Genomic DNA, 20,372 nt, shown 5'->3' with positions numbered 1-20,372 from the left:
CTTTTTCGAATACTTAGTCAACAGTATTCAAAAACCAATGACTCAAGCCTTCTTAAGCTTCTTGGTTCTTTTCTTCCTTACGCTTCTTGGCAATCAAGAAGAGCATACCCGAAAGCGTAGCAGCCATCAATGGCAAAGCGAAGCTTGCTTCGTTCGTTGCCTGCTTACCAGTTGATGGTAAGACAGTTGCTGGCTTTTCTACTGTTGGTGCTGCGGGAGCAGCAGGTGTAACAGGCGCTTCAGGAAGACCAGGTGCTGTTGAAGGTAATACCTTCGCCTTTGGCTTTGCAGGTACCTGTTCATCTGCATAGCTAACAACAACCGTTTGGCTCGCCGTATCAGCATTAACAGCTTCTTCAGCAACCCAAGCAGGGTTTGGGTTTTCGTAACCCTTCACAATTGGTGTTGTTACGCCGGCAAAGTCGCTGGCACCGTCGGCCGTCCATGGTCCGTAGGAAATGATTGACTTCGTCACATCATCATAAACCGCCGTACGGATAAATCGAACAGTTTGTGTAACAGCCGGTGCAATTTCTTGACCTTCGGCATTTTCATACTTAATTGTACGTGTAATGACATGAATCAAATCACTTGCCGGTACGTTGTCAGGCCAGTTGCTTGGTGTGTTACCACCGTTGTTTGGCGTGTTACCACCACCGTTTGGTGTGTTGCCACCGTTGTTTGGCGTGTTGCCACCGTTGTTTGGCGTGTTACCGCCGTTGTTTGGCGTGTTGCCACCGTTGTTTGGTGTGTTGCCACCGTTATTACCACCCTTGTTTCCAGGAACATCGTGCTTTGGATCAATGATGTGTGTCTTGTGGCTGTAAGCAATGTTAGCAACTTGGTCTTGACTATCAACCGTCAAATCAACCGCCTGCAAGTTAGCAGGTGTTGGGTTGAGGTAGTTGTCAGCTGACAAATCTGGAGCCGTGTAGGCTGCCCACTTTGAATCATTGTTGGCACTCCAGTCACCATAAACAACTTGGTTCGTGGTTTCATCGAAGTACAATGCCTCGCGGTGGAAATGAGTCGTCTGCTTATCCGTCTTGATCAAGGCATCATTCTTATCGGCATCAACCAGGTTGATGGTACGAGTGATGTCCTTGTCAGTCGTTGCGTTATCACTTGGTTGAACCGCACGCGTCTTGTGATACAAAACGTCAATGTTCGTGTCAGCAACAGGCGTCTGTGATGCCTTGGCTGCTGCGATATTCTTTGGTGCTGGGTTACGGTAAACGTAATCCCCTGCATCAATTGTATCGTTTGCCGTGAAGGCAGCGAACGTGTCACCGTCAACATAGTTCCAGTTAATTGCTGAAACAAGCTTACCAGTTACAAAGTCGTAATCGGCATCACCATTTAGGGCAACACTTTCAACTTCTGTTTGGGCGATGTCTTCACCGTTTGGATTACCAGCATCCTTGAAGTGAATGTTGCGCTTTACCTCTGCCTGAAGAGCCTGACGAACTGCATCAGGAATCTTTGGTCCGTGCTTTGGATCATCTGGTGTGTTTGGTCCAATGTGTGACTTGTGGTGCTTGTAATGGATATCAACATTAATGTTTTCACCATTAACAACCGTTTCCTTGTCAACATTTTGACCAGCGATTTCACTTGCTGAAACAAGGTCGTAACCCTTCTGACTTTCATCAGGAGCAGTGTAGGCTGCGAAGTTGCCGTCACCGTCAACCGCTTGCCAGTCACCAGCTGGGATAAAGTCGCCAGTGGCATCATCAACGAATCCATCGCGGTGGAAGTGAACAGTTTGTGTTCGATCATTAATTGAATCAGCGTCAAATTCATGACCGTCCGTATCATCAATTAAGTGGAATTGACGGGTAGCCGTCTTATCCGTGTCCGCACCATGGTTGTTGGTTGGTGTGGCCGTCTTGTACGTTACCGTCACGTCAGTGTTTTCTGCCCCATCGTTTTGTACGTCGAATGACTTTTCAGCCAATGATCCGTTCGCTACTGGTGCGTAGTAATGCTTACCGTTTGCATCAATTGTTGCAGCAGGTGTCACAACTGACCATGATTCGGCGGAGCCAGCCTTGTATGACCAAGTGATTGGGCCATCGATTTGACCAGTTACGTAATCGTAATCAGCTTCACCATTAGCCGTAACCGTTTCAACTTGGTCAGGAGCGACTGTCTTACCATCCGTACCAACGAAGTGGACCGTACGAGTATAGGTCTTAACCAATTGTTTCTTCACATCAGGGTTAACTGGTGGATAAACAGGGCCGTGAGGATCGACAGGTCCGACTGGGCCATCAGGGGTAATCTTACCGCTGTGGTGGTTATAAGTGATTTCTTGTTCGTAAACGTGACCGTTTACTGCAGTTTCCTTATCAACATCGATGTTGGCCGTCTTTGCAGGTGTTCCGGCATCGTAACCTTCTGAAGCCTTGTCTGGTGCATCAACACCGGCAAATTCAGAAGCACCGCCACCAACGACTGTCCAGTCGCCGGCTGGGAAGAAGGCGCCAGTAGCGTCATCAACATAGCCATCACGGTGGAAGCTTAATGTTGAATCGGCGACTGAACCAGCATCAAATTCGTTGCCAGTCTTGCCATCAATCAACTTGACGTGGCGGATAACTGACTTATCCGTATCCGCACCATGGTTGTTGGTTGGCGTTGCCGTCTTGTACGTTACCGTTACATCAGCGTTTTGCGCTGCATCGTTTTGAACGTCAAATGACTTTTCAGCCAGTGAGCCGTTTGAAGATGGGTCGTAGTAGTGCTTGCCGTTGGCATCGATTGTTGCCGCTGGAGTAACTACTGCCCATGATTCAGCTGAGCCGGACTTGTATGACCAAGTGATTGGGCCATCGATTTGACCAGTTACGTAATCGTAATCAGCCTCGCCATAGGCTGTAATTGTCTCAACCTTGTCTGGTGCAACCGTCTTACCATCTGATCCAACAAAGTGAACCGTACGAGTATAGGTCTTTACCAACTGTTTCTTCACATCAGGGTTAACTGGTGGATAAACAGGACCGTTAGGGTTGATTGGGCCAACTGGTCCATCAGGAGTGATTTTTCCACTGTGGTGGTTGTAAGTAATTTCCTGATCGTAAACGTGACCGTTTACTGCAGTTTCCTTATCAACATCGATGTTAGCCGTCTTTGCAGGCGTTCCAGCATCATAGCCTTCTGAAGACTTATCTGGTGCATCAACACCAGCAAATTCAGAAGCGCCACCACCAATGACTGTCCAGTCGCCGGCTGGGATGAATTCACCCGTCTTGTCGTTGACGTAACCATCACGGTGGAAGGCAAGTGTTGCGTCTGCCACAGAGTTCTTATCGAATTCTGCACCAGTCTTACCATCAATCAACTTGACGTGGCGGATAACCGACTTGTCAGTGTCCGTTCCGTGGTTGTTGGTTGGCGTTGCCGTCTTGTAGGTAACCGTTACATCAACGCTTTGCGCTGCATCGTTTTGAACGTCAAATGACTTTTCAGATAACGAGCCGTTTGCTGCAGGAGCATAGTAATGCTTACCATCGAGATCAATCGTTGACTTTGGCGTCACAACTGCCCACTCTTCGTCAGAACCAGTCTTATATGACCAAGTAATGTTTCCGATGATTTGTTGCGTAGCGTAATCGTATTCGGCTTCGCCATAAGCGGTCACCGTCTCAACTTCATCAGGGGCAACCGTCTTACCATCATCCCCAACAAAATGAACCGTACGAGTATAAGTCTTAACCAATGACTTCAAAACAGCATCTGGAATGTCAGGGCCGTTGTTTGGGTCGTGCTTTGGCGTGTTTGGCGTGATGTTGCCAGTGTTGTCCTTGTACCAAATCGTTTGGTCGGCTTCAGACGTTGCCTCCTTATCAGGAGTCAACGCATCCACTGAAGTCTGCTTAGTCGTATCTGGCACGTAACCTTGGGCACGGAAGTCCTTAGCGGCAACGGCAGCCATGTCAGCTGGCGTTCCCTGTACGTACCAATCAGACGTTGCAACAAACTTGTTGGTCGTTTCATTAATATAACCATCACGGTGGAAGTGAACCGTTTGAGTTTCCTCATCCAGAGTCTTACCACTGTTTGTTTGGAAATAAATGGTACGTGAAACGTCTTTGTCTGTGTCCGTGGCGTTTCCGTTCTTGGTTGCATCGTACCAAATGGTGTCTTCTTGGTTAGCAATAGCAGCGTCAGTTGCGGGGTCAAAAGTCTTATTCGCTTCCGGATCTTGACCGTCAGCACCGTCAGCCTTCACGTAGTGCGTACCCATCCTTATCGATGGTTGCTGCACCGTTAACCGCTGTCCACTTATCAGCAGAACCAGATTTCAAAGTCCAAGTTGGTGTTGAAACAAGCTTTTGAGTGACGTAGTCATATTCAGCATCACCATTGTAGATAATTTCTTGAATCTGAGCATCCGTCAAATCAGCACCAGAACGATTCTTAAAGTGAACCGTCCGCTTATATTCCTTTACCAATGAATCAAGCACTGACTGTGGAATATCCGGACCGACTTTTGGATCATGCTTTGGCGTATTAGGATTAATGTTAGCTTTGTGGTGGTTATAGTGAATCTCTTGGTCAAAGACTTGGCCATTGTTGACACTGTCTTTATCGACCGAAACACTATCCGTCTTGGCAGGCGTTCCAGCATCATATCCCTCTGAGGACTTATCAGGTGCATCGACACCAGCAAATTCAGAAGCCCCGCCGCCAACGACTGTCCAGTCACCAGCAGGAATGAAGGCACCAGTAGCATCATCAATGTAACCATCACGGTGATAGCTGATTGTTGAGTCAGCAACTGAACCGGCATCAAATTCATGCCCTTCCGTATCATCAATCAACTTCACGTGGCGAATAGCCGTCTTATCGGTATCCGTTCCGTGATTATCGGTCGGCGTTGCGGTTTGATAAGTAACCGTGATATCAGCGTTTGTCGCTGCATCGTTTTGCACGTCAAAGGACGTTTCAGCCAATGAACCGTTTGCTGATGGGTTGTAGTAATGCTTACCGTTAGCTTCAATCGTTGCCTGAGGGGTAACGACTGCCCATGTTTCATCAGAGCCAGCCTTGTATGACCAAGTAATCGCACCAACAATTTGACCGGTTACATAGTCGTAATCAGCTTCACCACTGGCAGTAACCGTTTCAACTCGATCAGGAGCGACCGTCTTGCCGTCCGTTCCCACAAAGTGAACCGTACGGGTATAGGCCTTTACCAGCTGCTTCTTAGCATCTGGGTTTACTGGAGGGTAAACAGGGTCAACTGGGCCCACCGGTCCATCAGGAGTAATCTTACCCTTGTGGTGTGTGTAGAAGATGTCTTGGTTATAAGAAACACCGTTCGTGATGTCGTCTTGTGAAGGCGTCACAGCCGTCGTAGCGTTACGGTCAAAGTCGTATCCCTTAGCCGTTTCATCTGGTGTCTTAAAGGCAGCAAATGAGTCATCCGTTGATGGTTCTGCTACCCATTCACCAGTTGCGTGGAAGTTTCCTTCTTCATCCTTATAACCGGCACGGGTAAATGTCAAAGTCTGAGTACGATCAGCCAAGTTATCCTGGTCAAATTCGGCATTGCCATCACTTGCGTCGCGCAAGTGAACAACCCGTTGAATCGTCTTGCTCTCAGACGTATCCGTCCCCGTCTTATAAGTAACGTTAACGTCTTCGTTCGTTGCCGCGTCGTTTTGAATGTCAAAACTCTTCTGAGCCAATGATTGGTCAGACTGCGGATCGTAATAGTACTTGCCGTCCAAGTTAATTGAAGCAGCAGGAGTTACCGCTTCCCAATCCTTATCAGAATCGGACTGATATGACCAAGTAATGTCGCCAACAATTTGACCCGTTACGTAATCATAGTCAGCTTCACCAGTAGCCGTGATTGTTTCGACTTTATCAGCCGCCAACTTCTTACCAGTGGCATCAATAAAGTGAACCGTACGGGTATAGGTCTTCGTTAACTGCTTCTTCAAGTTAGCTGGATCAACGGGTGGATAATCTGGATCAACAGGGCCAACTGGACCGTCAGGTGTGACTTTACCAGTGTGGTGCTTGTAGAAAACGTCTTGATCATAAGACTTACCGGACGTGATATCTTCCTGTGATGGCGTAATGGCATCGGTCGTCGCAGGCTTATCCAGGTCATAACCCTTAGCCTTCATGTCCGGTGCAGCATAGCCAGCAAAGCTGGCTGATCCATCAACAGCTGCCCAACTCGTCGTTGGCGTGAAGACACCCGTTAGTGAGTTAACTGTTCCAGAACGGTGGAAGTGAATGGTTTCAGTACGTGTTGCAATGTTGTCTGCATCAAACTCAGCGTTGCCATTTGATTCGTCACGGAGGTGCACCTTACGAGTAATCGTTTGGTCTGTATCAGTACCGTGGTTGTCGGTTGGAACGTCTGCAGCATAAATAACGTCCTCTACTTCATCGCTTTGCTTAATATCACGAGTTCCAATCCAATAACGGTGTGTTCCGTTAATCGTTGGCGTTGTGTAATTCACATTATCAAGTGTGAATGACTGTGGTAGCTCATATTCGCTATATTCAGAACGAACATTGGTATCAAGTTTCCAATCTGACCAATCACCAATAGGCTTCATGCTAATCCAGTTCATTCCCTTTGTACGAATGAACTCGCCTGTTTCGACACGAAGGATTTTGATCACATTACCCTTGCTGTCAACGGCACGAATGGTTTGCGTAAACTTCTTACGATCAGTCCACTTTGTGTCACGTCCCCAGAGGTACCAACCACCAGGATATCTACCGGAATCGTAGAGATTTCGGTAAGCATCTGTTGACATACCGGGACCCTGAGGCTGATCAAAGCTTCCTTTCCCGATTGGGATAATAAGTGGATATTTGCTATCCCCACCAGTGGCCCCATCAACTGATCCAAGATCGGCTAATTGGTTAAAGTGCTGCTTGGGCAGGTTAACGTAAATCGTGTTTCCATCACCCAACAAGTCAAACATTTGAGAGTCACCCATCGCATCGGTTGCGGCTGACATCTTGAAGTTTGAAATGTCCAAATAACGTAGTGCACCCAAGTTTTGGAACATGAACTGCATCGAGGTCACTTTTGAGGTGTCAAAGTGGCTCAAGTCTAGGGATTTCAGTGACAGGTTTTGAATAGCACCCATCGAGAACATGTAGGACATGTCACGTGTTCTTGACGTATCAAGCTTATCCAAGTTGGTAAAGTCTTGTAACTTACGTAAGTTGGCAAAAACGCTGCTTGAATTAGCAGCAGCATAGACGCCACGATCAAAGACGATGTGCTTAACGTTTGGGAACTTATCAAAAATCGTTCCACCCGCGTTAGTATCAGGGAAAGATCCCGTTGTCGTAAAGGTCAACGTGTCCGTACTAGTATCGTAAGTATAGTCAACACTTCCGTAGCTTCCCTTTTGCGTAGCACGCAATTCTGGTGTATCAGCTGCTTCCGTTGCCCCAGCAAATGAATACTTAACCGTGATCGTCTGATCTTTGTCATCGGCCGTTGCCTTCTGTTCAGCAACCGTGGCTTGGTCAACCGTAAAGTTGGCAACGGTTGGCGTCGTTACGGCAGCATACTTGCCATTCGATGAATCGGCGACTTCCCAAGTACCTTCTTTAACGACTTTTCCGGTAGCATCAACGGTGTTGACTTGCTTCCAGTTAATCGTCTGTGTGACTGTTTTGGCCATTTCTTGGTCATCATAGTCAGGTGCTACGTACTTGATGGTACGGGTAGTCGTCTTAGTGTTTGTGACTTCCTTTGTTCCCGTTGCTTCAGTCGTCTGGGCGGCAGCCGTCGTTTGTGCAGCTTGCGTTGACGTGGTGTTAGCAGTTGTAGCGGCCTTTGTATAAGTAACCGTTACTTCTTCATCACCCTTGTTCACATCGGCTGCTTCGGCCTTTACCTTGACAACGTCTTGACCATCTGCGGTCTTATCATCGTTTTCGGTAATGGTTTGTCCTGATGCATTCTTGGCATCAGCTTTGGTAACATCCTTACCATCAATTTGTGGCGTGGTGTAACCCTTTGATGACAAATCAAGGTCTTTGTACATCAAAGTCGCGTATTGATCATTTTGGTCAACCGCTTGCCAAGTACCTTCACTAACAACATTTCCCTGGTCATCGACTTTGTTCGTGCGAGTCCAGTTAACCGTTTGCTTGATGGGCTCCACGTTAGCAATTTCTTGCTTTGTGTCCTTATCAACCAGCTTAATGGTTCGTGTCGTCGTTTTCGTCTCGACTTGATCGTGGGTTGCCACTGTTTGCGTTACTTCAGACGCATTTGCAGGACCCTCAGTCGTATTGCTTGTCAATACGGCTGCGCCCCCCAAAAATGCGAAGGAAGCCATCGAAACAACAACCCAATTTTTCTTCACTTTCCGAAGATGTTTTTTATCATCGGTTTTTTGAAGAAAACGTTTGTTATACTTCATCTGCTATTCTCCTCATCCATTTAATGATGTTGACCGCCAATTAAGGGCGAAACACCAATATTAAACGACAATTAAAGTATAACAATAAGGACACAATGATCACAAATAGATTACATATGTTTTACTAAAATCTTTTAAATAAGCATTTCGATGACCGAAATGTTACAAAAGTGCTTAAAATGACATGTTTTAGTTTAGAAAAAAGCGTTCTTCCATAAAAAAAGAAAAGAGTCGATTACCAATTTTCATTGATAGTCGACTCTTATTATTTAAGAACATGACTAACTAGAATCATGCCGTTATCTTTTACTCTTCCACCGCGTATCGGCTTAACAATTCCTGAAAATAGTCTGCCGGACTTTGCTGTAACCAATCGTTCGTTTGCGTCGATAGTGTTACCGTGACTTTTTCTTCTTCTGGCAGACCGTCTAATTGAAGTGAGAAAGTCTTGCTGTAGTCAGATGGCTGTACAACGTGGTAACGACTAACATCGTCAAAATCTGCCACAAGATACCCTACTCCATTGCCCTTAGTGACAATCAACAGCTTGCCGTTGGCCTGATCAACCCAGAGGCCATCCCCTAAGTTAAAGGCATGGTTATCTTGGAACTGTTGCTTAATTCGTTCAACGGAACGATCTTGGAAATGAGTAAATGGATTTGTTTCCCGTTCCCCTTTTTCTGGCTGTTCTTCTTGAACAAAGTCATCAACGGCTAAATCCTGTTTCTGCTTCTTACGGTAGTAAGAAATTCCCCAAATAATGGCAATAATAATTAGAATTGGAATCATGTGCGTAAATAGGAAAAGCACAATCAGTAACAAGAGAAGCCAAAAAAGGACCGTTGGCATCCATGTCAAGAATAGGAAACAAAACGCAATGGCAAAAATACAAAGGATAATTAATGAAAAGAGAATCATTATCGGCCAACCTTTCTTCTTTAGTGAGATAGTGTACCACGTTTCCGATTAATAGGCGAGAAAAAGTTTTATTGTGATGTAGAAGGGGTTTCCAACTTAACGCAGATGTTTTTTTGCGGCCTAACCTTTTCAATTAAATATAGCGTTTTATCATATTCCACCGTCATCTTCCAATAATCAGATAAAATAGCCTTAGAAAACGCAAGAGAAAATCCCCATTTTTCGTACTATTTAATGATAGAAAACAATAAGAAAGGCGGACTTTCAATATGGCAAAAACAAATACGCAAGTATCCCCACCAGATTGGGTTACACAGAAGGAATTCCAAGAATTCAAGACAGAAGTTAATCAAAATTTTAAGCAGATTGAAAATCGCTTTGCCATGATCAACAACCGCCAACAATGGGCATGGAATATCACCATTCTGATTGTCCTGATTACATTAGTCATCACCATGCATCATTAACAAGACAGTTTCACTAAGAAACTAAGCGATACTCAAAAAAGGATAGCCCTATGACTATCCTTTTTCACTATTCATTTTTTTGGATGTTGCGCCGAAATGTCTCATTTTGCCGTCGGAGCACAATATAGTAAGTTAAGTTTGACACCGCGAATAATTCCCATGCCCACCAGGCTGAATGACCATTGATACGAGCAAATAAGAACAAATCCTGCAACACCTCGGTCAACCACTCATGGCTAATATCAGCAAGTTGTAATTCATTGGCCATCAAGCTAAGTGCCACTTGAACAAGAAAGAGTACGACCCAACCAATTAAGTAAGCGGTACCCCCCTTAGCTAGGTATTCATCACGGTATACTGGTTGCTTTTCACCATTTACCTTAACGTAGTACCGACTCCGCTTTTCAACCGTCTTAAAAGTAAAAGTCCGTACCTGGTAAAACGCAATCAGCACGGCCGCAACAAAAGCTATCCCACAGATAAAGGCATCCCGCGCATTTTCAATCTCGACGCTGTTAAAAAATTGGTAAGAGGCAAAGACTGGGATGACAAGGTAGCGGCTTAGTTTAACTTTTTCATACTCAAACTGCTTTTTTATAAAGTAAAGTGTCACAATTATTGTGATAATGATGGAAAAACTATTCATTTTCAGTATCCTCAATTCAAAATAAAAGTCCCTTTCAACCACTAAAACTGGTTAAAGGGACTATTTAGTGGACCCGAGGGGAGTCGAACCCCTGTCCAAACCATCCGCCACGCTAGCGTCTACATTCATAGGGCAATCATTGTTACCGCAACCAAAGCAGCCATTGTCCAGAACTTGACTTTGACTGGGATCGAATTGAGTTTAAGGTACAACGCGCCGACATCGTCTCGCACCCGAGCTAACCATTTATAAGAGCAACACTTACCATGTTAGCCTAGCAAGCATGCCCACGTGTCACTGGTTTTTAGGCAGCGACAGCGTAAGAGTTATTGTTTTTTGCAGTTAAATAGTCTGCCTGCTTAACGCCCAGATGGCGGAATGCAGCTAGCGCTCGTAATAGCCTGTCGAATTCCGGGACGAGCCCAAATAAAAAGCGCTGAGGAAAAGTTCCTCAGCACTATTATAGCAAAGTTCTTCTTTGGAAAGAACCACTCGATTCAAATTAGAAAGCACGGTAACGTGCTCGACGGCTTTCGATGAGTTCACGCTTTGGCAGCGCCTGCATGGCATCGAATTCCTCAACTAACTTTTCCTGCATGCCTTCAAAAATCTTGGCATGGTGGCGGCCCTCAGGGATTATCTGGTCAATGACATGCTTCTCTAACAAGTCTGCAGGAGTAATACCCATAATGGCAGCCGCTTCTTCCGAACGCTTGGCATCTTTCCAGAGGATAGAGGCGAAACCTTCGGGTGAAAGGATTGAGTAGGTGGCGTTTTCAAACATCCACACTTGGTCGGCTGTGGCCAATGCCAAAGCCCCACCAGAACCACCTTCACCATAAATGATGGCGATCATTGGCACGGTCAACTTCATGGATTCAAGGATGGACTGTGCAATGGCTTCTCCCTGCCCTTGCGCTTCCGCTTCCATTCCGGGAAAAGCACCCGGAGTGTTAATCAGTGTAATAATCGGGCGGTTAAACTTGGCGGCCTGCTTCATCAGACGTTGAGCCTTTCGGTAGCCCCATGGCTGTGGGGAACCATTCCGCTTTGACAACTTATCGTGAATGTCAACACCCTTATCGATGGCAATGATGGTCACAGGACGCCTTTTCAAGCGACCAATTCCCCCAATGACTGATGTATCGTCAGCAGACAGGCGGTCCCCGTGAAACTCGATAAAGTCAGAAACCAAACCGTTGATTAACTCGCGGGCCAGGAAACGGTCTTCACGAGACTTTTTCACGACTTCAGCCGGATTGACATCCTTTTTGAAGATTGTTTTAACGAACTCAAACATCGGCAACCTCCTGCTGGTGCATGGCAACAATCTGACCAATGATGCCAGCCAATTCTTGTCTTGGCACAATTTTGTCAACAAAGCCGTTTTCCAGAAGCGTTTCTACCCGTTGGAAATCCTTTGGTAACTTTTCGTGAATGGTTGATTCAATGACACGGGCACCGGCAAAACCAACAAGAGCGTGTGGTTCAGCCAAAGTCACGTCACCCTGCATGGCGAAAGAAGCGGTAACACCACCAGTTGTTGGGTCAGTCAACACAACTAAGTACAGTAAGCCAGCTTCTTGATGAGCAGCTACAGCACCCGAAATCTTCGCCATCTGCATGAGGGAATTAATCCCTTCTTGCATCCGGGCACCACCAGACGCAGTGAAAAGTACAACTGGTAGACGATGAGCCGTTGCGTGTTCGAAGAGGCGGGTAATTTTTTCACCCGTTTGTGAACCGAGGGACCCCATCATGAAATAAGAATCCATGATGCCAAGGGCCACTTCCTGACCATCAATCTTTCCGGTTCCAGTCAAAACCGACTCATTCATGTCCGTTTGTTTCTTGGCCCGATCGAGCTTCCCTTGGTAACCCGGAAAGTCGGTCTGATCAATCGTCAAATCCGCGTTCATTTCAACGAAATCCGTGGCAAAGAGGGCCACACGTTCGCGCGCCTGCAAACGGAAACCATAGTTACAGTTCGGGCAAACACGGTAATCACCCAATTGCTTGTTGTAAATCTGCGTACCACAGTAGGGGCATGCTAGAAACAAACCATCTGGGATTCGGTCACGAACTTCGTCCGTTACCTTAAATTTATTATTATCGACTTTATTGTCGGAAGAAAACAAATCCATATTATGTGGGCAAAGCCCGCTCCTTTCTCAATTGGTTAGTTACAACCTAACCGTTGAAAAGACCTTATTCGTCAGTTGCCAGACTAGCTTCCCATTCCGGCAAGAAATGCTCTTCTAAGTACTTGGTCGTGAACTGGTCAGTTAGCACACCCTCATCTTTTAACAAGGCTTCTTGAAAATTCTTAGAAGTCGACACACCGACGATTGACGTTTCATCAATCATTCGAGCCAACTTGGCGATGGCTTCTTCACGCGTTTCATCGTGAGCAATCAGCTTGGCAATCATTGAGTCGTAGAAGGGTTGAATCATGTCGCCGTTATACAGTGCGGAATCGATTCGAACACCGGGTCCACCGGTTGGCAGAAAGACAAAGTCGACTTTTCCAGCTGATGGGGCAAAGTTGGCTTCAGGTTTTTCGGCGGTCAAACGCATTTCGACAGCATGACCTTGAATTTTGACGTCCTCTTGCTTCAATGGCAAAGTCTCGCCAGCGGCCACTTGAACCTGCAGGCGAACCAAGTCAAGTCCCGTCACCATTTCAGTTACGGGGTGCTCCACCTGAATACGCGTGTTCATCTCCATGAAGTAGAACTGACCAGATTGATCTTGCAAGAATTCAATCGTTCCGGTGTTTTCGTAATCGATGGCGTTCACGGCTTTGGTAACGACATCAATCATGTCTTCACGCATATCAGTCGTCATTGAAGCAGCCGGCGACTCTTCCATCACCTTTTGGTTACGACGCTGCAGGGAACAGTTACGTTCTGGGAAACAAACGACGTTACCCTGTTGATCACGAATCACTTGCATCTCAATGTGGCGGCAGTTAAGCATGACTTTTTCAATGTACATGTGCTCGTCGCCATAGTTCAACTTGGCTTCGGCCTGGGCATTGGTAAAGTTTTCTTGCAACTCATCGTCAGCGTAAATGAAACGCATTCCCTTACCACCACCACCGGCAGCGGCCTTCAGCAAGACTGGGTACCCAATTTCGTTGGCCACTTCGCGAGCTTCATCCACGTTGTGAATGTAGCCCAATGAACCGGGAATGACGGGAACACCGGCTTGACGCATTTCATTTCGTGCGTGCTCTTTGTTTCCCATCAAATCGATGGTTTCAGGGCGGGGACCAATCCACTTAATCCCGACATCCCCGACCATTTCAGCAAAAAGCGCGTTTTCAGACAAAAAACCGTAACCCGGGTGAATGGCCTCAGACCCTGTCAAAACAGCAGCCGAAATCACGTTTTTCATGTTGATATAGGAGTCGGCCGGCTTCGGTCCTCCAACACAGATTGCTTCATCCGCAATCTGAACGTGCAAGGAATTCTTATCCGCCGTCGAATAGATGGCGACGGCCTTAATTCCCATTTCTTTCAGGGTACGAATGATTCGAACCGCGACTTCACCACGGTTTGCTACCAATACTTTTTTGAACATTTTAGTCTCCAATAATAAAGGTTAGTTCAGCCGTCGTCGCCTTCTTTCCGTTTACCCAGGCAATCCCTTTTCCAGAGCCAACGGGGCCACGCAAGCGATCCAAAACGACTTCGAGCTTTACTTGGTCACCTGGACGAACCATCTTACGGTAACGAGCCTTCTTGATGCCGCCAAAGTAAGCAGTCTTACCCTTAAATTCAGGCATGGAAAGCAAGGCAACGGCGCCACACTGTGCCAGTGCTTCAACAGTCAAAGCACCTGGAAAAGTCGGGTTACCGGGAAAGTGGCCTTGGAAGATTTCTTCGTTGATTGAAATGTTCTTGATGGCTACACATTTTTCACCAGGAACCAGTTCTTCCACCGTGTCCAACATGAGCATTGGGTAGCGATGTGGCAGGATTTCTTGAATCTCTTGCGCGTTCATTAAAGACATTTTTATTCTCCTTTTGTGCCTATGTATGCCTGAACGGTCTTCGACAACCGAGCAGGCTTATGACTAAATCAACGTTTCGGTTCTTAATCAACCGTTACGCGATAAAGTGGCTTGTCGTAATCGACAACTTCTTCGTTTTCAACCAAAATTTCTGAAATTGTTCCAGAAACATCGGCCTTAATTTCCGTCATCAACTTCATCGCTTCGATGATGGCAACCGTTTCACCCTTTTCGACTTTGTCCCCAACGGACTTAAAGTCGGGTTCGTCAGGCTTTGGCTTCAAGTAAACCGTTCCAACCATCGGTGCCTTGATTTCCTTACCGGCAGCTGGTGCGGCGGGTGCGGTAGGTTCGCTTGCAACCGGTGCGGCCGAAACATTGTTCGTCACACTTGGTGCAGCTGGTGCAACAGCGGGAGCAGCCACAGGAGCTGCTGGCGTAGCCACTTGTTCATTCTTTGAAAGGTGTAATGAAAAGTCACCATCTGAAATGGCGATATCGCGCAGGGATGACTTTTCCAAATCAGCCATCAATTCACGGATTTCTTGGACATTTAAATTCATTGGAGCGTTCCCCTTAAAACTTCTTGAAGATGACGGCGGCATTGTGACCACCGAATCCATAGTTGGCTGACATCACGTATTCTGGTGCCACGTTCTGGTTGTCCTTGTTGACCAAGTTAACCTTCTTTGTGTGCTCGTCAGGTTCGTCAAACCCAATGTTTTCTGGCAAAATACCACGGTCAATGGCGCCGACTGAAGCAACGGCTTCGATGGCACCGGCTGCACCAAGCAAGTGACCCGTCATTCCCTTCGTTGATGAGACGGGCACGGTGTTTTCACCAAAGACAGCAGCAATGGCTTCGGCTTCACCAGAATCGTTGGCACCCGTTGCCGTTCCGTGAGCGTTGATGTATGAAATCTGCTCAGGCTTAATCTTGGCATCAGCCAAGGCCTCTTCAAAGGCGCGGATAACTCCCTCACCATCTGGGGCCGGAGACGTCATGTGGTATGCATCAGCAGTGGCACCATAACCAACAACTTCAGCTAAAATCTTAGCGCCACGCGCCTGTGCGTGTTCCAATGATTCAAGCACCAACACACCAGAACCTTCACCAAGAACGAAACCATGACGGTTTTTATCGAACGGCTTGGAAGCTTCCTTTGGATCTTTTTCCTTTGACAAGGCAGTTAGGGCAGCGAAACCAGCAATTCCAATTTCGTTAACCGTTGCTTCAGATCCACCAGTCAACACAACGTCTTCGCGACCGGATTCAATGCGCCAAAAGGCCTCCCCAATGGCGTTTGTTGCAGAGGCACAGGCCGTGACGATGGTCATGTTCGTTCCCTTAGCACCGAAGCGCAATGAAACGTTTCCAGAAACCATGTTCGGAATTGATTCTGGCACGAAAAGTGGTGAGACACGCTGTGGTCCCTTGTCGTGCATCTTAATCACTTGTTCTTGGATGGTCGTCAACCCACCGATTCCGTTACCCAAGATAACCCCAAAACGGTTTGGGTTTTTCACCTTTGAGCGTTCTTCGGAGTCTTCATCTGGCATCAAACCAGCCTGTTCCATTGCCTGCGTTGCAGCATCAATGGCGTACTGTGAGAACAGATCCAACTTACGAGCAGCACGCTTACCAACGCGTTCGTTGGCATCGAAGCCGTCAACTTGTCCAGCAACCGAAATTCCTGTTTCGGTTGCATCGAACTTTGTAATTGGCTTGATACCACTTTGTCCTGCAAAAATGGCATCCAAGAATGCCTTTGTGTCATTTCCGTTTGGGGCAATTGCACCCATTCCAGTCACTACAACTCGTGTCATGTTATTTCCTTTCAAGAGCTCAGTTTATCCGTTTGTTTAGATATAAAGTCCGCCATCGACCGTAATGGTTTGGCCAGTGATGTAATCGTTACCCGCTAAGAAGAGGGCGACGTCCGCCACGTCTTCCACCGTTCCGAAACGGGAAAGCGGAATTTCGTTCAGAATGGCTTCCTTGGCCTTATCTGACAAGGCATCCGTCATGTCTGAAACAATCATGCCGGGCGCAATGGCGTTCACCCGAATGTTACGGCGAGCGCCTTCCTTTGCCAGCGACTTGGTCAAGCCAATCACACCCGCCTTTGAAGCAGCGTAGTTCGCCTGACCAATGTTGCCCATCTGCCCAACAACAGAAGCCATGTTAATGATGACACCGTGCTTTTGGCGAATCATTTTTTTAAAGACCGGCTGAGTCACATTGAAAGTGCCCGTCAGGTTCGTGTTGACCACGGCCGCGAAGTCTTCCAACTTCATTCCCATCGCCAACTGATCTTTTGTGATTCCGGCGTTGTTCACTAGGATATCAATGCCGTCAAAGTCTTCTTCCTTGTACAAGGCCTTCAAAGCCGCTTCCGCTGCTTCGCCATCGGCGATGTCAAACTGCAAAGTCCTTGGCTTCTTTGAGAAAGAGTTAATCACTTCTTCCTTCAAAGGCGAACGACCGTGCAAAATCAAGTTCGCTCCAGCCTGATCAAAAGCGTGGGCCACGGCTAAACCGATTCCACGTGAGGAACCAGTTACAAGAACGGTTTGGTTACTAAAATCCATTTTTATCCTTCTTCCTTCACTTGGGCAATGACTTTTTCAAAGCTTTCCCAGTCCGTTACGGAATAACGGGTAATTTCTTTGGAAACAATTTTACGAGCAAACTTCGACAACGTAACACCCGGACCAATTTCAATCAAAGTATCCACCTGATTGTCCGTCACCATTTCGTCTAGACACTGGGCGAAGTAGGTTGGTGACACAATTTGCTTTGTTAACGTTTCCTTCAACGACTCCGGTTCAAAGACACGCTTCGTGGTATTTGAATAAACTGGATACTGAGCTTCGTGAATTGGTTCGTCTGCTAAACGAACGGCCATTTTATCGGCCGCTTCCTTCAAAAGTGGCGTATGGAACGCACCAGAAACAGGTAGCGGTACGATTTTCTTGACACCATCAATCGTCAAAACCTGAACGGCCTGATCAACAGCCAATTCCTTTCCACCAATAACCAGCTGGTTGAAGGTATTAAAATTAGCTGCGTATACTTCCAAGCCTTCTCGCTGCATCTTTTCAATGGTAGCCACAATCATGTCCTGGTTATCATCCAAAACCGCAACCATCTTACCGGGATTTTCATCCCCAACCGCTTGCATGTAAGCGCCACGATCCTTGACCAAGGCAATCGCCTGATCAAAAGTCAGCATGCCGTTGGCAACCAATGCTGGGTATTCCCCAAGGGAAAGACCCAAGCCAGCGACGACGTTTTGCACACCCGCTTCGACTAAGCAAGCGGCTAATGCAGCATCAAAAGCAACAATGGCAGGCTGCGCCCACTTTGTTTGGCTAATCTTTTCTTCGTCATTCCAAACATCCACAAGATTATAGCCTAAAACAGTGGATGCTCGGTCGATTCGTTCTTTAAACGCGGGCAAGTGCTCATACAAATCCTGACCCATGCCAGCTTTTTGTGAACCTTGACCGTTAAATAACAATCCGATGCGCATAGAAACTTCCTACCTTACTTCGTTGTGTTTGGAATACCAAGAATGTCTGTTGCCTGGGCCCATGTATCGGCCAAGATAACAGCAACTGGCTTTTCTTCCTTAATCATTCCAGAAATCTGACCGGCCATGAAGGCCCCACCATCCTTGTCGCCCTGTTGTACGGCGGCACGAAGTGTTCCAGATTCCAGCTTTTCAACCGTTTCGTAATCAGGAGCAGGCTTTTGCGCTTCTTCGATTTCCTTCTTCACGTATTCCTTGGCCATCTTATTCTTCAAGACACGGGCACGGGATCCAGCAATGTTTCCAGTCACAATCGTATCGATGTCACGAGCCTTCAAAATCTTCTTCTTGAAGTTTTCGTGCACTTCTGATTCCGGTGAGGCAAGGAATCGTGTTCCCATCTGAACACCAGAAGCTCCAAGAGCAAAGGCGGCGGCGGCCCCACGACCATCAGCGATTCCACCAGCAGCGATAACCGGGATGTTCACGGCATCGACAACCTGTGGAACCAAAGCCATCGTCGTCATCTGACCGATGTGGCCACCAGATTCCATTCCTTCGGCAATCACGGCATCAACACCCTTTCGTTCCATCATCTTAGCTAATGAAACGGATGGCACAACAGGCATCACAACGATACCAGCGGCGTGCAATTCATCCAAGAATGGGGAAGGATCGCCGGCACCAGTAGCCACGACTTTAACACCTTCTTCTAAAATGACGTCGAAGACTTCACGAATGTGACGAGACATCAACATGACGTTCACACCAAAAGGCTTATCGGTCAAAGCCTTAGCGCGACGAACTTCCTTGCGAACATCATCACCGTGCCAGTAACCAGTTCCGATGAAACCAAGTCCCCCTGCTTCAGAAATGGCAGCAGCCAAGGCACCCGTTCCGGCCCAAGTCATCCCACCTTCAACGATTGGGTACTTCATCCCAAGCTTATCAAAAATTTCGTTTCCCACTTTAACAGTCATAAAATCCGCCTTACCCTTTAAATGTTATGTATGCGGCGACAAGCGCCGCCTAATAAGAAGTATTGCAATTACTTCTTGTCAGTTTGTTCCTTGATCTTGTTTACCAAGTCAGCAACCGTTGATACTTCTTCAGTATCTTCCAACTTAATGTCAAATTCGTCTTCAACTTGGTTCAAAACTTCAAACAAGTCCAATGAATCGGCATCGATGTCATCCGTCATGTTCGTTGTCATCGTTACTTCTGAGTCGTCCAAATCAAATTGGTCAACCAAGATGTCCTTTACCTTGTCAAAAATCTCTTCTTGTGTCATGAGCACATTCTCCTATAGGTTTCGTATTGCAATACGTTTGATTTTTACGGTGCAGCCTACTACACCGTATTTTACTTTAATGATAAAAGTCGACAGCCCTTAAAACTGCCAAATTTGAGCCCCAATTGCTAAACCACCACCGAAGCCAACGAAAGCGACCGTCATACCTGGCTTGATTTTGCCAGTTTTTTGCAGTTCGTCTAGCAAAATAGCCGTCGAAGCAGCCGAAGTGTTCCCGTACTCCACCATGTTCGTTGGGAACTTTTCCATCGGTTGACCAAAGTTTTTCGCCATGGATTCAATAATCCGATGGTTCGCCTGATGGGCTAAGTAGAGGTCCACATCATCAGCCGTCAAACCGGCTTTTTCAAGTGCCTTGTTCAGTACCTTTGGTACTTCACGAGTAGCAAAGGAATAAACACCCCGACCGTCCTGATGGAAGTACGGATCGAGTGGCGAAATTTCACCCGCAAAGGCGTTTTTATTCGCAAAGCGACCGGTCAAAATCGCTTCACCACGATCACCATAAGCTTGAAGCTCTTCTGCTAACAAGCCCTTTGGCTCTTCAGTCTTCTCGAGCAAAACACCACCAGCACCATCACCAAAGAGTACGGAAACCGTGCGGTCCTTCCAGTCGACTAGTTTCGACAACACTTCGGCTCCGATAAACATCCCCTTCTGGTAGCGACCAGATGAAAGGAAAGCAGAAGCGACGGACAGTCCGTAAACAAAGCCAGAACAAGCCGCGTTCACATCGAAGGCAAAAGCGTTGGTCGCCTCGATGTTTCCCTGAACAATGGCCGCCGTGTGCGGTGACAAAGCGTCCGGTGACATGGTCGAGACGATGATAAAGTCGAGGTCGTTTGCTGACCAACCACTCTCCGCCAACAGTTTTTCGGCGACACTCGTTGCTAAATCCGACGTATTTTCATCCGTCACAACGTGCCGGTTATGGATACCCGTTCTTGGGTAAATCCATTCATCCGACGTGTCCATCAAATCCGTCAACTCATCATTTGTTACCACTCGTTCAGGCACCTGCCGAGCGGTGGCTACAATTTTCATCTTTTCCATCA

The 20,372-nt window shown here is 46.9% G+C and carries 16 protein-coding genes and 1 other RNA gene; 1 reads left to right on the top strand and 16 read right to left on the bottom strand.

Annotated features, from left to right (window positions below; genetic code table 11):
- Positions 1–52: 52 nt before the first annotated feature.
- The 3 genes from ACSYSL_RS05920 to ACSYSL_RS05910 all read right to left on the bottom strand — a co-directional run bounded on the left by ACSYSL_RS05920 (position 53) and on the right by ACSYSL_RS05910 (position 9,338).
- Positions 53–4,249 (bottom strand): mucin-binding protein, encoded by a 4,197-nt coding sequence (locus tag ACSYSL_RS05920; RefSeq protein ID WP_491708554.1) that lies wholly within the window; start codon positions 4,247–4,249, stop codon positions 53–55.
- The gene (locus ACSYSL_RS05915; RefSeq protein WP_491708553.1) at positions 4,224–8,420 is read right to left on the bottom strand and encodes a mucin-binding protein; all 4,197 of its coding nucleotides are present in this window, start codon (positions 8,418–8,420) and stop codon (positions 4,224–4,226) included. Before ACSYSL_RS05915 ends, ACSYSL_RS05920 begins: the two co-directional genes overlap by 26 nt.
- A gap of 306 nt (positions 8,421–8,726) precedes the next feature.
- A complete protein-coding gene (locus ACSYSL_RS05910; RefSeq protein WP_491708552.1) occupies positions 8,727–9,338 on the bottom strand; it encodes a hypothetical protein in 612 nt (203 codons plus the stop codon).
- 269 nt (positions 9,339–9,607) lie between these two features.
- Between ACSYSL_RS05910 and ACSYSL_RS05905 the strand changes: the two genes are divergently transcribed.
- Positions 9,608–9,805 carry a hypothetical protein gene (locus tag ACSYSL_RS05905; RefSeq protein ID WP_491708551.1) on the top strand — a complete coding sequence of 66 codons (198 nt, stop codon included), beginning with the start codon at positions 9,608–9,610 and terminating at the stop codon, positions 9,803–9,805.
- Positions 9,806–9,872: 67 nt separating this feature from the next.
- Here the strand turns inward: ACSYSL_RS05905 and ACSYSL_RS05900 are convergent, their stop codons facing one another.
- From ACSYSL_RS05900 to ACSYSL_RS05840, 13 genes are all read right to left on the bottom strand, one after another.
- On the bottom strand, positions 9,873–10,451 hold the full coding sequence (locus tag ACSYSL_RS05900) for a hypothetical protein (protein ID WP_491708550.1): 579 nt from the start codon (positions 10,449–10,451) through the stop codon (positions 9,873–9,875).
- Between the two features lie 65 nt (positions 10,452–10,516).
- Positions 10,517–10,875: a transfer-messenger RNA gene (gene ssrA / locus ACSYSL_RS05895) on the bottom strand.
- 78 nt (positions 10,876–10,953) lie between these two features.
- Positions 10,954–11,751: a carboxyltransferase subunit alpha gene (gene accA, locus ACSYSL_RS05890; RefSeq protein WP_491708549.1), complete on the bottom strand. Its 798-nt coding sequence runs from the start codon at positions 11,749–11,751 to the stop codon at positions 10,954–10,956.
- A complete protein-coding gene (locus ACSYSL_RS05885; protein ID WP_010691062.1) occupies positions 11,744–12,595 on the bottom strand; it encodes an acetyl-CoA carboxylase carboxyltransferase subunit beta in 852 nt (283 codons plus the stop codon). Before ACSYSL_RS05885 ends, accA begins: the two co-directional genes overlap by 8 nt.
- 64 nt (positions 12,596–12,659) lie before the next feature.
- The gene (locus tag ACSYSL_RS05880; RefSeq protein WP_187753539.1) at positions 12,660–14,036 is read right to left on the bottom strand and encodes an acetyl-CoA carboxylase biotin carboxylase subunit; all 1,377 of its coding nucleotides are present in this window, start codon (positions 14,034–14,036) and stop codon (positions 12,660–12,662) included.
- 1 nt (position 14,037) lies between these two features.
- Positions 14,038–14,469, bottom strand: a complete 432-nt coding sequence (gene fabZ, locus ACSYSL_RS05875) for a 3-hydroxyacyl-ACP dehydratase FabZ (protein ID WP_010691059.1) — start codon at positions 14,467–14,469, stop codon at positions 14,038–14,040.
- 83 nt (positions 14,470–14,552) lie between these two features.
- Positions 14,553–15,032, bottom strand: a complete 480-nt coding sequence (gene accB, locus ACSYSL_RS05870) for an acetyl-CoA carboxylase biotin carboxyl carrier protein (protein ID WP_338344973.1) — start codon at positions 15,030–15,032, stop codon at positions 14,553–14,555.
- Between the two features lie 13 nt (positions 15,033–15,045).
- Positions 15,046–16,296 (bottom strand): beta-ketoacyl-ACP synthase II, encoded by a 1,251-nt coding sequence (gene fabF / locus ACSYSL_RS05865; protein WP_248656870.1) that lies wholly within the window; start codon positions 16,294–16,296, stop codon positions 15,046–15,048.
- A 36-nt stretch (positions 16,297–16,332) separates the two neighbouring features.
- Positions 16,333–17,061 carry a 3-oxoacyl-ACP reductase FabG gene (gene fabG / locus ACSYSL_RS05860; RefSeq protein WP_010691053.1) on the bottom strand — a complete coding sequence of 243 codons (729 nt, stop codon included), beginning with the start codon at positions 17,059–17,061 and terminating at the stop codon, positions 16,333–16,335.
- A gap of 2 nt (positions 17,062–17,063) precedes the next feature.
- On the bottom strand, positions 17,064–18,005 hold the full coding sequence (locus tag ACSYSL_RS05855) for an ACP S-malonyltransferase (RefSeq protein ID WP_010691051.1): 942 nt from the start codon (positions 18,003–18,005) through the stop codon (positions 17,064–17,066).
- A gap of 14 nt (positions 18,006–18,019) precedes the next feature.
- Entirely contained in the window at positions 18,020–18,985 is a 966-nt protein-coding gene (locus ACSYSL_RS05850) for a DUF561 domain-containing protein (RefSeq protein WP_491708548.1), read from the bottom strand.
- A gap of 68 nt (positions 18,986–19,053) precedes the next feature.
- The gene (locus ACSYSL_RS05845) at positions 19,054–19,296 is read right to left on the bottom strand and encodes an acyl carrier protein (protein WP_010691049.1); all 243 of its coding nucleotides are present in this window, start codon (positions 19,294–19,296) and stop codon (positions 19,054–19,056) included.
- Between the two features lie 99 nt (positions 19,297–19,395).
- Positions 19,396–20,370 (bottom strand): beta-ketoacyl-ACP synthase III, encoded by a 975-nt coding sequence (locus tag ACSYSL_RS05840; protein WP_187753544.1) that lies wholly within the window; start codon positions 20,368–20,370, stop codon positions 19,396–19,398.
- Positions 20,371–20,372 lie beyond the last annotated feature (2 nt).

The organism is Fructobacillus sp. ESL1129, from assembly GCF_058507945.1.
Note: the sequence above shows the minus strand (reverse complement) of the source record. Positions and strands in the feature narration are given on the sequence as shown.

What these genes read in the sequence shown, in the direction of transcription:
- fabG (WP_010691053.1), bottom strand. Translation starts at nt 17,061, where the DNA reads ATGGATTTTAGTAACCAAACCGTTCTTGTAACTGGTTCCTCACGTGGA.
- ACSYSL_RS05910 (WP_491708552.1), bottom strand. Translation starts at nt 9,338, where the DNA reads ATGATTCTCTTTTCATTAATTATCCTTTGTATTTTTGCCATTGCGTTT.
- ACSYSL_RS05905 (WP_491708551.1), top strand. Translation starts at nt 9,608, where the DNA reads ATGGCAAAAACAAATACGCAAGTATCCCCACCAGATTGGGTTACACAG.
- accA (WP_491708549.1), bottom strand. Translation starts at nt 11,751, where the DNA reads ATGTTTGAGTTCGTTAAAACAATCTTCAAAAAGGATGTCAATCCGGCT.
- ACSYSL_RS05850 (WP_491708548.1), bottom strand. Translation starts at nt 18,985, where the DNA reads ATGACTGTTAAAGTGGGAAACGAAATTTTTGATAAGCTTGGGATGAAG.
- ACSYSL_RS05900 (WP_491708550.1), bottom strand. Translation starts at nt 10,451, where the DNA reads ATGAATAGTTTTTCCATCATTATCACAATAATTGTGACACTTTACTTT.
- ACSYSL_RS05880 (WP_187753539.1), bottom strand. Translation starts at nt 14,036, where the DNA reads ATGTTCAAAAAAGTATTGGTAGCAAACCGTGGTGAAGTCGCGGTTCGA.
- ACSYSL_RS05915 (WP_491708553.1), bottom strand. Translation starts at nt 8,420, where the DNA reads ATGAAGTATAACAAACGTTTTCTTCAAAAAACCGATGATAAAAAACAT.
- fabF (WP_248656870.1), bottom strand. Translation starts at nt 16,296, where the DNA reads ATGACACGAGTTGTAGTGACTGGAATGGGTGCAATTGCCCCAAACGGA.
- ACSYSL_RS05855 (WP_010691051.1), bottom strand. Translation starts at nt 18,005, where the DNA reads ATGCGCATCGGATTGTTATTTAACGGTCAAGGTTCACAAAAAGCTGGC.
- accB (WP_338344973.1), bottom strand. Translation starts at nt 15,032, where the DNA reads ATGAATTTAAATGTCCAAGAAATCCGTGAATTGATGGCTGATTTGGAA.
- ACSYSL_RS05845 (WP_010691049.1), bottom strand. Translation starts at nt 19,296, where the DNA reads ATGACACAAGAAGAGATTTTTGACAAGGTAAAGGACATCTTGGTTGAC.
- ACSYSL_RS05920 (WP_491708554.1), bottom strand. Translation starts at nt 4,249, where the DNA reads ATGGGTACGCACTACGTGAAGGCTGACGGTGCTGACGGTCAAGATCCG.
- ACSYSL_RS05885 (WP_010691062.1), bottom strand. Translation starts at nt 12,595, where the DNA reads ATGGATTTGTTTTCTTCCGACAATAAAGTCGATAATAATAAATTTAAG.
- fabZ (WP_010691059.1), bottom strand. Translation starts at nt 14,469, where the DNA reads ATGTCTTTAATGAACGCGCAAGAGATTCAAGAAATCCTGCCACATCGC.
- ACSYSL_RS05840 (WP_187753544.1), bottom strand. Translation starts at nt 20,370, where the DNA reads ATGGAAAAGATGAAAATTGTAGCCACCGCTCGGCAGGTGCCTGAACGA.